Here is a 13,884-nt window from a genome sequence, read left to right as displayed (position 1 = left end):
AACGGGGGTGGCCGGCTTCGGCGCCGTCACCGGTCCGCCGTCACCGGCCGGCCGCCGTCGGACGGCGGTACCGGGTGAACAGTACGAGTGCGGCGACCGGCAGCAGGACGGCGGCGGCCAGTGCGTTGAGCCAGCCGTAGCCCGCCCGGGCCATGACCAGGCCGGCGAGCGCGCCGCCCACCCCCGCCGCGGCGTTCATGGCCAGGTCGGAGAGCCCCTGGACGGCCGCGCGGGCGGCCTGCGGCACCGAGTCGGTGAGCAGGGCGGAACCGCCGACCAGCCCGGCGGACCAGCCCAGGCCCAGGAGGAACAGGCCCACCGCGCTGCGGGTGTGGTCGCCGTCCGCCGTGCCGGCCACCAGGGCCGCGCACGCCAGCAGCGCGACGGCGGCCGAGATGACCGGAATCCGGCCCAGCCGGTCGCAGAGCCTGCCCATCAGCGGTGAGAAGGCGTACATGCCCGCGATATGGCCGCTGATCACCAGACCGATCAGCTCGATGCCCGCACCGTGGTGGTCCAGGTCGACCGGGGTCATCACCATGATCGAGACCATGGTGGTGTGCGCGCCCGCGATCGTGACCAGAGCCAGCCGGGCGGGTGCCGAGGTGGTGACGGCGGACAGACCGGCGCGCAGCGACCGGCTCCGCACCGGTTCCGGGGTGCCCGGACCGGCGGCGGCCAGGACCCGGGAGGTGAGCAGGGGATCCGGCCGCAGCATGACGAACACCAGCGCGGCGGCCAGCAGGAAGACTCCCGCTCCCCACAGGAAGGGGCCCGCGGCCTGCGGGACGCCCAGCCCCGCCACGCTGCGCCCGGCCGGGGCGGCTATGTTCGGGCCGAGGACCGCGCCGATGGTGGTGGCCCACACCACCATGGCGATGGCCCGGCCGCGGTGGTCGGGCTCGGCGAGGTCGGCGGCGGCGAAGCGGGCCTGGAGGTTGGCGCAGGAGCCCGCGCCGAAGGCGGCCATGCCCGCCAGCAGCAGCGGAAAACTGCCGAGCACGGCGGCGAGGACCACCACCCCGCCGCCCGCCGCGCCGACCAGGTAGGCCAGCGTCAGCCCCGCGCGGCGGCCGCGTGCGGCCATCAGGGCGGCCAGCGGCAGGGACAGCACGGCCGTGCCGAGGACCGACGAGGTCATGGCCAGCCCGGCCAGCCCCTCCGAACCGCTGACCTCCTCGGCCAGCACGGCGGCCAGGGCGATGCCGGTGGCCACGCCCAGACCGCCCAGGACCTGACTCGCGGCGAGCACGGCGGAGGTACGGCGGCGCAGCGCGGCCAGCTCGCCCCCGGACGGCACCGGGGCGCCCTTGGCGGTGCCCTCGGCAGCGCCCTCGTACGCGGCGGGGGAGGCGGTGGGAACGCCTCCGGCGCCGTCAGCAGCGTCGGTGGTTTGGGGGATGTCGGTCACGGTGGGCAGTCTGCCAGGGGAGGGGCGGGAGGTGACAGCGGTTTCCGCCCCCGGGCGGAGAGGCCCGGGGGCGTCCGGGAGAGGCGCTCAGAACAGCGGTGCGGGAAGGACGCCCTCCAGAGCCAGCAGCGCACGCTTGGTCTCCAGCCCGCCGCCGAAGCCGCCGATCCCGCCGCCGCTCTCCACCACGCGGTGACACGGCACCACCACCGGCAGCGGGTTCGAGCCCATGGCCACCCCCACCGCGCGCGCCGCGCCCGGTTCGCCGACCCGGCAGGCCAGCGTCCGGTAGCCGACGGTGCCGCCGTACGGCACGGAGGAGGCCAGCTCCCGCAGCACCCGCTCGTTGAAGCCGGACGTCAGCGACCAGTCCAGGGGGACGGAGAACTCCCGGAGCCCGCCGTCGAAGTACGCGTCCAGTTCCCGGACCGCCCCGGCCAGCACCGCGCCGCCCCGGCCGGCACCGGCGCCGGCGCGCACCGGTTCGGCGCCCAGCCGCGCGGCGAGCCGTGCCAGGGCACGGCCCGCCGTCCGCCCGTCGGCGTGGAAGACGACGGTCACCAGCCCCCGGCCGGTGGCCGCGAGCAGCAGTGGGCCGACCGGGGTGCCGTGCAGGGTCCAGACCGGAGGGCCGTTCCCCGTCGCCGTCCCGGTCGTGGCACGGGCCTCCGCCGCCTTCTCGGTCATGGCACGAGCCTACGGGCCGGCACCGACAGCGCTCCTGCCGTTCCCGCCGTCCGGAGGCTCCGCGCTCAGCCGCCCAGGAGACCGCGGACGAGGTCCCGGAGGCCGGCCAGAGTGGTGTCCACGGCGCTGTCGGGGGAGGCGTCCGCGCCCGGGGCCGCGGTGGCGTCCCGGACGACGTCCGGCTTGTTGGAGATGATCCCGTCCACGCCCGCGGCGGCGACCCGCCGGGCCGTCTCCGCGTCGTTCACCGTCCAGGTGAAGACCTCCAGCGGCTTGCCGTGCGGCCCCTTCAGCGCGTGGACCCGCCGCACGTACTCCGCGGACAGGGTGGTGTGGGGCGGATTGATCTGGTCGGCGAACCGCGCGTAGTCCGGCAGGTCGGCGGCGGCCGGAGTGCCCAGGAAGCCGGTCCTCACGGCCGGGGCCTGTTCGTGGACGGCGCGCACCGAGCCGGCGCCGAAGCTCTGGATGATCAGCCGGTTCCGCACGTGCCGCCGGTCCAGCCAGCCCTCCTCCCGGAGCTGCCGCAGGACGTCCGCCTCGATGCCGGGGTACAGCTCGGGCTTCTTGATCTCCAGCAGCAGGCGCTGGCCGTTGTCCTCCACCCGCCGCAGGAACTGCCGCAGGGTGGGCACCGGCTCGCCCGCGTACTGCGGGGCGAACCAGCTCCCGGCGTCCAGCCGGGCGATCTCGGCGGCGGTGAAGTCCGCGACCTTCCAGGGAGCACGGTCCGGGAAGACCTCCTCGACGTCGGTGGTCCGGGCCAGCCCGTCGTCGTGCAGTACCACCAGTTCGCCGTCCCTGGTGCGCTGTACGTCGTTCTCCACCCACTCGACACCCAGCTCGCGGGCGGCGTCGACGGCGGCGAGGGTGTTCTCGGGGGCGTACGCGGAGGCGCCGCGGTGCGCGACCGGCACGGGGGCCGTCCGGCCGGCGGCGGTTACGGCGCCCGCGGTGTCCACCGCGGGGGACACCCGGACGGGGACGGCATGGGCGGGGACGGCGGTGAGGGCGAGCAGGCACAGACCGGCGAGCGGGGCGAGGGCGGCGGGGCGTACGGGCACGGGGGCTCCTCAGCGGCTTCGGTGTTTCCGGGTTCTTCCGGCCTCCGGTGTCTTCCGGCGCCGTCCGGCGGCCTCGGTGCGCCGGCTCCAGGAACATTCCGGCATCGGGGAACGGATACGTGGGCGGGAGGCGTACAGAACCTGAACGCCGTACGGAAGTCCCCGTCGGCGCCGGCCGTCCGACCCGGTCCCGGATGTCAGTACGGAGCCGTACGGTGGTCACATGCGGCCCGTGACCCATATCGAACGCAAGACGGCACCCTTCGAGGTCGTCAGCCCCTACCGCCCCAGCGGCGACCAGCCGGCGGCCATCGACGAGCTGGCCAAGCGCGTCGGGGCGGGCGAGAAGGACGTCGTCCTGCTCGGCGCGACCGGCACCGGCAAGTCGGCGACGACCGCGTGGATGATCGAGCGGCTCCAGCGGCCGACCCTGGTAATGGCGCCGAACAAGACGCTCGCCGCCCAGCTCGCCAACGAGTTCCGTGAGCTGCTGCCGAACAACGCCGTCGAGTACTTCGTGTCGTACTACGACTACTACCAGCCCGAGGCATACGTCCCGCAGACCGACACCTACATCGAGAAGGACTCCTCCATCAACGAGGAGGTCGAGCGGCTGCGGCACAGTGCGACCAACTCGCTGCTCACCCGGCGCGACGTCGTGGTGGTCGCCTCCGTCTCCTGTATCTACGGCCTGGGCACCCCGCAGGAGTACGTGGACCGGATGGTGCCGCTGAAGGTCGGCCAGGAGATCGACCGGGACGCGCTGCTGCGCCGCTTCGTCGACATCCAGTACACCCGCAACGACCTGGCGTTCACCCGGGGCACCTTCCGGGTGCGCGGCGACACGATCGAGATCTTTCCGGTCTACGAGGAGCTGGCCGTCCGCATCGAGATGTTCGGCGACGAGGTCGAGGCCCTCTCCACGCTCCACCCGATCACCGGCGAGGTCGTCTCCGAGGACGAGGCGCTGTACGTCTTCCCCGCCTCCCACTACGTGGCGGGCCCCGAGCGCATGGAGCGGGCCATCGCCGGGATCGAGGCCGAGCTGGCCGAGAGCCTGGCGCGGATGGAGAAGCAGGGCAAGCTGCTGGAGGCCCAGCGGCTGCGCATGCGGACCACCTACGACATCGAGATGATGCGGCAGATCGGCACCTGCTCCGGCATCGAGAACTACTCGCTGCACATCGACGGCCGCGAGAAGGGCTCCCCTCCGCACACCCTGCTCGACTACTTCCCCGACGACTTCCTGCTGGTCATCGACGAGTCACATGTCACCGTCCCGCAGATCGGCGCCATGTACGAGGGTGACGCCTCCCGCAAGCGCACCCTGGTCGACCACGGCTTCCGGCTGCCGTCCGCGATGGACAACCGGCCGCTGAAGTGGGAGGAGTTCCTGGGGCGCATCGGGCAGACGGTCTATCTGTCGGCCACCCCCGGACCGTACGAGCTGTCCCGCTCCGACGGAGTGGTGGAGCAGATCATCCGCCCCACCGGGCTGGTCGACCCGGAGGTCGTCGTCAAGCCCACCGAGGGGCAGATCGACGATCTGGTGCACGAGATCCGCACCCGCGCCGAGAAGGACGAGCGCGTCCTGGTCACCACGCTGACCAAGAAGATGGCCGAGGACCTGACCGGGTACTTCGAGGAGCTGGACATCCGGGTCCGCTACCTGCACAGCGACGTGGACACCCTGCGCCGGATCGAGCTGCTGCGCGAGCTGCGGTCCGGCGAGTACGACGTCCTGGTCGGCATCAACCTGCTGCGCGAGGGACTGGACCTGCCCGAGGTCTCCCTGGTGGCCATCCTCGACGCGGACAAGGAGGGCTTCCTGCGCTCGGGGACCTCCCTGATCCAGACCATCGGCCGCGCGGCGCGCAACGTCTCCGGCCAGGTGCACATGTACGCCGACAGGGTGACCCCGTCGATGGCGAAGGCCATCGACGAGACCAACCGGCGCCGGGCCAGGCAGATCGCCTACAACGAGGCGCACGGCATCGACCCCCAGCCCCTGCGCAAGAAAATCAACGACATCGTGGCGACGATCGCGCGCGAGGAGATCGACACCCACGAGCTGCTGGACAGCGGCTACCGCCAGCCGGGCGCGGGCCGGGAGCGCAGGGCGCCGGTGCCGGCGCTGGGCCGCGAGGCGAGAGGGGACGGCGAGGGCCCGGGCGGCGGGGGAGCCAAGCGGCCCACCGACCGGCCGGCCACCGAACTGGCCGCGCTGATCGAGGAGATGACCGGGCGGATGCGGGCCGCGGCGGCCGAGCTGAAGTTCGAGGTGGCCGCCCGGCTGCGGGACGAGGTGGGTGAACTGAAGAAGGAACTGCGGCAGATGAAGGAGGCGGGCCTGCGCTGACGGGAAGTGTTGCAAGAGCGACACAAACCCGGAACACCCTGCCCGGCCCGTCAGCCGCAGTGCATAGGGTTCGTGGCAGCCGTCGGTGACGGCGGTTGGTCACACTGGCTGCAACGCAAAAGGGGAACGCACGTGACGGTCAACTTGTCCAAGGGACAGGCGATCAGCCTGCAGAAGTCCGACGGGGGCACCCTGACCGCGGTGCGGATGGGACTCGGTTGGCAGGCGGCTCCCCGCCGGGGGCTGTTCGGCAGGCGCACCCAGGAGATCGACCTCGACGCCTCGGCCGTGCTCTTCGCCGGCCAGGAGCCGAAGGACGTGGTGTTCTTCCGGCACCTGGTGAGCGATGACGGCTCGGTGCGGCACACCGGCGACAACCTGGTCGGCGGTGTCGGGCAGGGCGGCGACGACGAGGCGATCCTGGTGGATCTCCAGCGGGTGCCGGTCCACATCGACCAGATCGTCTTCACCGTGAACTCCTTCACCGGGCAGACCTTCGCCGAGGTGCAGAACGCCTTCTGCCGGCTGGTGGACGAGACCAACGGCCAGGAGCTGGCGCGCTACACCCTGACCGGCGGGGGCCAGTACACCGCGCAGATCATGGCCAAGGTGCACCGCCAGGGCGCCGGCTGGCAGATGACCGCCATCGGCGCCGAGGCCAACGGCCGCACCTTCCAGGACCTGATGCCGTCGATGCTGCCGCACCTGTAGGCGGTACGGTCGGCGGCCCGGGGCGGGCCGCGTACCGCACCGGGCCCGGCGGCGCCGTCCGCCGGGCCCGTCGCCGCGCCGCGCGGGGCGGGGCCGGGGGGAGCCCCGAGCAGCCGCGGCGATGCGGGCAGGGCGGGGCGAGGCGGCGCGCCACGGAGCGACAGCGGAACAACCAGGAGGGGGAGACGGCGATGACGGCCGAGCTGGTCCGCGGGCAGAACCACCCACTGTCCGAGACCCGGCTGGAGATCCGGGTGTCCGCCGGGAAACCGGTCGTGGCCGGGGTGACACTCAACGACGCGGACGGACGGCTGCGCGAGCCGGACTGGATCGCCCACCCCGGCTCCCCCCGCCTGCCCGGCCTGGAGGTCTCCCGGCAGGCCGCGGCCGACCACCGCCTCGCGGTGGACCTCGGCGCGCTCCCGGAGGCCGTACACCGGGTCAACGTGCTGCTCGCCCTGCCCACCGGGATCGGCGGACCGCTGTCCTTCGGCTCGCTGGCCGCGCCCTTCGTCGCCGTCACCGCCCTGGACGGCACCCGGCTCGCCGGTTACACCGTCACCGGCCTCGACGCCGAGTCCGCCGTCGTCGCGGTGGAGCTCTACCGAAGACAGGACGCCTGGAAGGTCCGCGCGGTCGGCCAGGGATACGCGGGCGGGCTCGCCGCCATGCTGGCGGACCAGGGGCTGCCCCGGGCCCGCGAACTGGCCGCCGCCGTCAACGAGGCCGTCGTCTCGGGCCTGGCCCGCTCCGTGGCACCGGCTCCGGCAGCGGCTTCGGGTCCGGAGCCGTCCCGCGGCGGCGGGGACCGGGCGGGCCGCACCGTCCCGGTCGGCGGCCCGGGCACGGCACCGGCCACGCGGCCCGGCCCCGGCGGGACACCCGCCCCGCGGTCCGCGGGCACGGGCACGGGCCCGGTGAACTACCGCCACCCCGGCCGTACGGCGGCCGCGCCACCCTCCGCCGGGACCGGGACGGGACCGGCGGTCCCCGCACGGCCCCGGCCGGAGCAGCCCGCACGGCCCGTCGCCGGCGACGCCGCGGGCTGGAGCATGGAGGAGCGCCTCTACAACCAGGTCTGGGGCATGTTCGAGGACCTGGCCCGCACCACCGCGGCCTACCGCAGCGCGGTCGACTTCGCCGACTCCCGCATGGAGCAGGAAATCGACAAGGTGCTGTCCGACCCGCGCTCCCGGATGGGCACGGCCGCCGACGAGGCCCGCGCGCGGGCGCAGGCCCGGCGCGACGAGCTCACCGGCCTGGCCCGGGACGCCCTGGACCGTGACCTGGCCCAGCTCACGGCCGAGTCCGAGGTCGTCGAGCCCGCCCTGCCGCCCGCCTTCGCCCGCTGGGACAGCCCCGGCTGGCACGCCTACCAGGTGCCGATGGAGACCCCGATGGCGCTGCGCCTGGGCGACCTCGGCCTCCCCGAGCACGGTGACCTGCGCGTTCCCCTGCTGGTGCGGCTGCCGCTGGAGCGCGGGCTGTGGATCGACGCCGGGCGCACCCACTCGGCCGCGTCCCTCACGGTCGACCCCCATGAGATGCGCCGGCTGGCGGGCGAACTGGCCACCGCCCTCGCGGGCCGGCTGCTGGCCGTCCACCCGGTCGGCGACTTCACCGTCCAGGTGCTCGACCCGGCGGGCGCCGCCGCGGCCACCCTGGAGCCGCTGGTGGGCTCCGGCGCGCTGCGCGAACCGCCCGCCACGGGGTCCGGAGGCGTCGCCTCGGTGCTCGCGCGGCTGACCCGGCGCGTCGATCTGGTGCAGCTGGCGATACGCACCCGGGCCGCCGACTCCCTCCCGCCGGACGTGGACACCGCCGGGCAGCTGCTGATCGTCCACGACTTCCCGCACGGCTTCGACGACCGTGCCGTCACCCAGCTCCGCTATCTGGCGGACGAGGGCCCTCCGGTCGGGGTCCATCTGATGATGGTCGCCGACCGGGAGGACGCCCGGGGCTACGGTCCGGTGCTCGATCCGCTGTGGCGCTCGCTGCTGCGGATCACCCCGGTGCCCGACGACCACCTCGCCGATCCCTGGGTGGGCCACACCTGGACGTACGAGCCGCTCCTGGTCCCGCCGGGCAGCCCGGTCCTGTCCCGGGCGCTGGGGAAGCTGGCCGAGGCGCGGCTGCGGTACGGCCGCTGACGTGCCGTGCCGTGCAGGTGGCCGGGTGACGGTCGAACGGCGGCCGGACGTGGTCGGCACGGGAAGCCCGCGGAGGCCGAGGGGCCGGAATCGGGACTTTACCTTCCCTTGGTGTTCCTCTACCCTTGCGTGAGCGGAGGGGAGTACTCCCACCAATGCGGCGTTCCGTCAGTACGGACCGGGTGTAACCGGTCCCGGGGCGCCGGCCCGCAGGCCGACAGGCCCGGGTGGAAGAGACCTCCGGCCAGCCGAAGCCGGAGGATTATTGCCGCATGGATGTCTCCACGACCACCTGGGTGCTGACCATCATCGGTCTGAGCGCCCTGATCGCCGTCGACTTCTTCATCGGGCGCAAACCGCACGAGGTCTCCCTCAAGGAGGCCGGTACCTGGACGATCGTCTGGATTGTGCTGGCCATCCTGTTCTGCGTCGGGCTCTACGCCGCCGGGGGCGGTGAACCGGCCGGTGAGTTCGCCGCCGGCTACATCACCGAGAAGTCCCTCAGCGTCGACAACCTCTTCGTCTTCGTGCTCATCATGGCGAAGTTCGCGGTGCCCACGATCTACCAGCAGCGGGTGCTGATGATCGGCGTGATCCTCGCCCTGGTGATGCGCGCGATCTTCATCGCGGTCGGCGCCGCGCTGATCTCCGCCTTCTCCTGGGTGTTCTTCATCTTCGGCGGCTTCCTGATCTGGACCGCCTGGAAGCTGGTCCGTGAGGCCCGCGCCGAGGCCGCCGGGCACGAGGAGGAGGCGTACGAGGAGAACCCCCTGCTGAAGGCGGTCGAGCGGCGCTTTCCCTCCACCTCGCAGTACCACGGCACCAAGCTGTTCGTCGTCGAGAACGGCAAACGGCTGATCACGCCGATGCTGATCGTCATGCTGGCCATCGGCAGCACCGACCTGCTGTTCGCCCTGGACTCCATCCCCGCGATCTTCGGTCTGACTCAGGACCCGTACATCGTCTTCACCGCCAACGCCTTCGCCCTGATGGGACTGCGCCAGCTCTACTTCCTCATCGGCGGGCTGCTGAAGAAGCTGGTCCACCTCTCCTACGGGCTGTCGATCATCCTGGGCTTCATCGGTGTCAAGCTCGTGCTGCACGCCCTCCACGAGCAGGGCGTCCACGTTCCGGAGATCTCCATCCCGGTCTCGCTGGGCGTGATCTGCGGTGTTCTGGTCATCACGACGATCACGAGCCTTCGGGCCTCCCGCAAGCTGGAGTGGGAGAAGCAGCAGTCCGGCGGGGAGTCCTCCACCGCCCCCCGCGACTGACCGCACGGACACCGCACGGGAGGCGGCGGGGCACCCGGCCCCGCCGCCTCCTCGCCGTCTCCCCGCCGTCTCTGCCGTACCGGCTCCACCGGGCCTGCCGTGCGCCGCCGTGTCACCGTCCGCCGGGCACCACCGTGATCCGCTTCTCCCGCCGCTCGCCGCTCACGGCCACCGCCAGGGTCACCGTGCCCTCCCGCCGCCCCGTCAGGGTGCCCGCCGCCGGATCCAGCAGCGCGGTGCAGTCCTCGCGCTCCGCCGCTGGGACGGGCGCGACGCACAGCCCGGGCGAGCCGGACCAGTCGGCGCTGACCGGCCAGTCCACCGGCACCGTCCGGTCCTCCTGGGCCACCGAGGCCGAGACCCGCCCGGGTGCGCCGCCCGTCGGCACCGTCTCGGGGGCGTCCAGCGAGAGGCCGTCCACATGGGGGTGGGTCTGGACCGAGATCCAGTCCGCCTCCGCACCCCGGATGTCCCGGTCCACCCCCACCAGCGACCAGCCGGTGAAGCCGCCCTCGCCCGGTGGCGCGGCCGGTGCCTTGCCCGCGTTGCCGTTGACCAGGTACGGCACACCGTCCACCCGTGAGGCGTGGAAGACCCCGGCGTGCGCCCCGATGAACGCGGCGCCCTTGCCGGTGCGGCGGCGGAAGTCGGCCAGCCAGTCCTCCAGCAGGTCCGCCTCCAGCCGGTCGGTGAGCCGGCTCGCCCGCTGCGGGGTCGGATCGCGCGGCGGCACATGTGCCAGGACGACGACCGAGCCGGTCGCCGCGTCGCGGGCCGCGTCGTCCAGCGCCTCCCGCAGCCGCCGCAACTGCTCCCAGCCGCCGCCGCGCAGGGTCAGGGAGGAGGTGTCCAGGGTGACCAGGCGGGTGCCCCGGTGGTCGAGGACGCGGTGGGTGTCGCCGAACTCGGCGCGGAAGCCGTCGACGGAGCCGCCCATCACCTCGTGGTTGCCGGGCACGTAGTACCAGGGGGTCCCGGCGCCGAGCTCCTCCTGGAGCGTCCGCCGGGCGAGGGCGAGATCCGCCGGGGAGCCCTCGTCCACCCAGTCGCCGTTCACCACCACGAAGTCGGGCCGGGCCGCCCTGACCTCCCGCAGGGTGCGGCGGGCCCGGCGCACCAGTTCCCCCTCCGGGTCGCGGGCGACGAACTGGGCGTCGGAGACCACCGCGAACCGCCAGTCGCGTCCGGCGGTCTCGGCGGCCGTCGAGACCAGCGGGTCCCGGTGGGGAGCGGTGGCGGGCAGCTCGGCGTCCGGCGGGACATGGGCGGTCAGCCCGTCCAGCACCACCTCGCCGCGGTACCGCGCCCCGGGCCGGGTCTCGGCCAGGTAGAACCGTTCCACGGTGAGCGGATACGCGGTGCCCTCGGGCACCTCGAAGGTGACGCGCCGCCAGCCGGTCCAGGTGAGGTACGGGCCGCGCAGCACCTGGGGAGTGCCGGCGGCGTCCGCGAGCCGGAGCGAGGGCCAGGCGCCGCCCCCGTCGCCCCGCAGCCAGAGCGTGAAGCTCTGCGGCTGGCCCGGCACGGGGACGGGCGCGGGGGGAGCGGCGTAGGCGGCGCGGGTGGCGGTGGAACCGGTGAAGTCGTACGCCAGCCGCAGCCCGGTGCCGTCCCGCCCCGGGTCGGGGGCCAGTGAGCCGGAGGCCCGGGCGGCGCTGAAGGACCACTGCCCGGCATCGGCGAAGTCCGCGACCGTCTCCCGGCGCAGGCCGACGGTGACGGCCAGTACCGCCGTCCGGCCCGCCACACTCGCCCTGACCAGCCCGGCGACGGAGCCGGCGGCGGGGAGGGCGGTGACGGTGAAGGTGCCGCGCGCCGGGTCGGGGGTGACGCGGAACAGGGACTCGTCGTACGCCAGCCGGGCGTCGGACGGTTCGACCGGGGCGCTGTGGCCCTCGGCGTCGAAACCCACGAGGCCGAAGGAGCCCTCGCCACCCGGCGCGGCGATCCCCACCCGCTCCCGGGTCGGGGCGATCCTCGCCGGTTCGCCCAGCACGGTCAGCCCGATCGAGCCGCGGGCCGCCCCGTTGCGCGCGACGGCCTCGGTGCGGCCGGGCGCGCGGGCGCGGAAGACGCCGTCGCCGTCCACCTCGCCGACGTGCGGGTCGGTGCTCCGCCACCGGGCGGTGCCGTCCGCCGGGCCGTGGGTCTCGTCGTGTCCGGTGGCGGTCAGCCGGCGGGTCAGACCGGACAGGACCCGGTCCGGGTGCCCGCCGGGCACGTTGTCCGCCGAGGGAGCGGCGGCCGGATCCGCGGCCGTCTCCACCCGGAAGCCCGTCGGCTGCCCGCTGCCGCCGGGAACGGTGACGGCCAGCGCGTTGGCCACACCGCGCTGCCGCCCGTCGGAGGGGCTGTTCTCCAGCCGCGGGGTGTCCGAGCCGGGAGCGCGGGCGAGCAGCGTCGAGGAGCCGCCGCCGTCGAGGTTGAGCGCGTTGTACGCGCCGAGCCCGGCCATCAGCACGGCCAGTTCGGTGAGGGTGGCGCCCCCGGAGGCGGCCTGGCGGCCGTCCACGGTCAGCACGTGCATGGTGGAGCCGTCCCGGGAGAAGCCGACGGCGGTGCGGGGCGCGGCGGCGTTGTTGGGTCTGCCCTCCCAGTTCTGCGGCTCGCCGTCCTTCACCAGCACCCCCCGGCCGCCCACCGCGGTGCGCGGCACCGCCGAACCGTCGTCGGTGCGCAGCCCGTACTCCCAGCTCACCGGGTCCCCCGGAGAGAGGGCGGCCAGCGCCTTCGCGCCCGTCTCCCGGCCGAGCAGCACGGTGGTGCCCGCCGGGACCGCGCCCCGGCCGGGCGCGGCGGACACGGCGGTGACCCGGCCGTCGGTGACGGTGACCTCGGTGGTGCCGTCGGCGTCCGCCACGGCCAGGGCCCGGTCGGCCGTGCCCCAGCGCGCGTCGTAGACGCCGATCCCGCCGGTGGGGACGGCGGCGGCGTTGAGGGCGGCCAGCGGCTCGGGCCCGCCGGGCAGGGTGAGAGTGCCCTCGAAGTGCAGACCGAGGACGCGGCCCGCGCCGTCCGGGCCGAAGCCGACCGCCTCCCCGGTGCCGGACGCCGGGGAGTGGACGAGCTCGCCACCGTCGACGCCGGGACCCAGCGGTGCGCCGGTGCCCAGATCGAAGAAGTCGGCGTTGAAGGCGGCGACGGTACGCCTGCCGGGGCCGGGGTCGTGCGCGGCGGCCAGCTCCGAGACGGTCGCGTGGCCGGCCACCCGGCCGGAGACCCGGCCGGAGGAGAGACGTTCCACCGCGGCGCCGCCACCGAGGTCGACGCTGAGTGCGTCGGCGCGCAGCCACCCGCCCGGTTCCAGCCGCTCGAACGAGGTCAGGGTGGTGCCGGGCGCGACGGGCCGGGTGGTGCGGGACAGCTCAATGCCGTCGTCCGCGGTGTCCGGGCCGCCGGTGTGAGGGCCGGCCGGGTCGGCCGCCGGGAGGGTGGGCGCCCGGCTGCCCGGAACCGCGAAGGCCTGCTGTACCGGTACCGGTACCGGTCCGAGTACGGCGAGGACCGCCAGGACCGCGAGGAGCACCGCGGTTCTCGCGCGGAACCTTCCGGCCCGTCTGCCTTCCCCTTCATCCTGGGCCGCTTGTGACACGGGACCACCCACAGACGCCGTCGGGAATGCGCTCTGCCGCGCACTCGGCGCCCCAGGCTTCCAAGGCGGTCCGGACCGCGCCGGAGGGCGTGCCCGGGAGGGGGGAGAACAACCCGGAGGAGACCGCGCGGTTGCCCCGTCCGGCCGTGGGACCGGCCGGCACTCAGCCGGTGACCGGCCGGTGCGGCCTCAGCCCGTCGGGCCTCAGGCCGCGGGGCCCGCGACGAGCCGGCCGCCGTCGGTCCGGACCGGCACCTCCGGCAGCGGAGAGCCGGCCGGGCCCGCCAGCACCTCGCCGGTGGTGGTGTCGAAGCGGCTGCCGTGGCAGGCGCAGTCGGCCGACAGTCCCTCCGCGGAGGTCAGCACACAGCCCGCGTGGGTGCACACCGCGCCGAACGCCCTGAACTCGCCCTCGGCGGGCTGCGAGACGACCAGCCGCTTCTCGCGGTAGAGCCGGGAGCCGCCGACCGGTACGGCGTCGGCCGCCCCCAGGTCCACGGGGGCGGTCGGGGTCGCGGGCGGCTTCTGATCACCCGAACAGGCGGTCAGACCGGTCATACCGAGGCCGGCGGCTCCGGTCAGTGCCGCGCCGCACAGCACGGTGCGGCGGGCGGGGCGCCGAGTGTTCATGCTCGT

At 74.4% G+C, this 13,884-nt stretch carries 9 protein-coding genes; 4 read left to right on the top strand and 5 right to left on the bottom strand.

Translation table 11 applies throughout. From position 1 onward, the window contains the following. Nucleotides 1–40 precede the first annotated feature (40 nt). The 3 genes from CUT44_RS07020 to CUT44_RS07010 form a co-directional block, all read right to left on the bottom strand. Nucleotides 41–1,300 (bottom strand): MFS transporter, encoded by a 1,260-nt coding sequence (locus tag CUT44_RS07020; RefSeq protein ID WP_233221291.1) that lies wholly within the window; start codon nt 1,298–1,300, stop codon nt 41–43. Nucleotides 1,301–1,498: 198 nt separating this feature from the next. After that, entirely contained in the window at nt 1,499–2,098 is a 600-nt protein-coding gene (locus CUT44_RS07015; RefSeq protein WP_100201293.1) for a methylated-DNA--[protein]-cysteine S-methyltransferase, read from the bottom strand. 65 nt (nt 2,099–2,163) lie between these two features. Next, nucleotides 2,164–3,162 (bottom strand): glycerophosphodiester phosphodiesterase, encoded by a 999-nt coding sequence (locus CUT44_RS07010; protein ID WP_100201292.1) that lies wholly within the window; start codon nt 3,160–3,162, stop codon nt 2,164–2,166. Between the two features lie 223 nt (nt 3,163–3,385). On the opposite strand from CUT44_RS07010, the gene uvrB reads away from it, so the two are divergent. From uvrB to CUT44_RS06990, 4 genes are all read left to right on the top strand, one after another. After that, nucleotides 3,386–5,521 carry an excinuclease ABC subunit UvrB gene (gene uvrB / locus CUT44_RS07005; protein ID WP_100201291.1) on the top strand — a complete coding sequence of 712 codons (2,136 nt, stop codon included), beginning with the start codon at nt 3,386–3,388 and terminating at the stop codon, nt 5,519–5,521. Nucleotides 5,522–5,653: 132 nt separating this feature from the next. Continuing rightward, nucleotides 5,654–6,232 (top strand): TerD family protein, encoded by a 579-nt coding sequence (locus tag CUT44_RS07000; RefSeq protein ID WP_100201290.1) that lies wholly within the window; start codon nt 5,654–5,656, stop codon nt 6,230–6,232. 191 nt (nt 6,233–6,423) lie between these two features. Further along, entirely contained in the window at nt 6,424–8,382 is a 1,959-nt protein-coding gene (locus tag CUT44_RS06995) for a TerD family protein (protein ID WP_100201289.1), read from the top strand. A gap of 272 nt (nt 8,383–8,654) precedes the next feature. Next, nucleotides 8,655–9,656 carry a TerC family protein gene (locus CUT44_RS06990; RefSeq protein ID WP_100201288.1) on the top strand — a complete coding sequence of 334 codons (1,002 nt, stop codon included), beginning with the start codon at nt 8,655–8,657 and terminating at the stop codon, nt 9,654–9,656. Between the two features lie 112 nt (nt 9,657–9,768). On the opposite strand, the gene CUT44_RS06985 is transcribed toward CUT44_RS06990, so the two are convergent. Both CUT44_RS06985 and CUT44_RS06980 read right to left on the bottom strand, forming a co-directional pair. Continuing rightward, nucleotides 9,769–13,182 (bottom strand): phosphodiester glycosidase family protein, encoded by a 3,414-nt coding sequence (locus CUT44_RS06985; RefSeq protein WP_100201287.1) that lies wholly within the window; start codon nt 13,180–13,182, stop codon nt 9,769–9,771. A gap of 270 nt (nt 13,183–13,452) precedes the next feature. Continuing rightward, nucleotides 13,453–13,878 carry a Rieske (2Fe-2S) protein gene (locus CUT44_RS06980; protein ID WP_100201286.1) on the bottom strand — a complete coding sequence of 142 codons (426 nt, stop codon included), beginning with the start codon at nt 13,876–13,878 and terminating at the stop codon, nt 13,453–13,455. Between the last annotated feature and the right edge of the window lie 6 nt (nt 13,879–13,884).

Source organism: Streptomyces carminius, from assembly GCF_002794255.1.
GTDB lineage: Bacteria > Actinomycetota > Actinomycetes > Streptomycetales > Streptomycetaceae > Streptomyces > Streptomyces carminius.
Note: the sequence above shows the minus strand (reverse complement) of the source record. Positions and strands in the feature narration are given on the sequence as shown.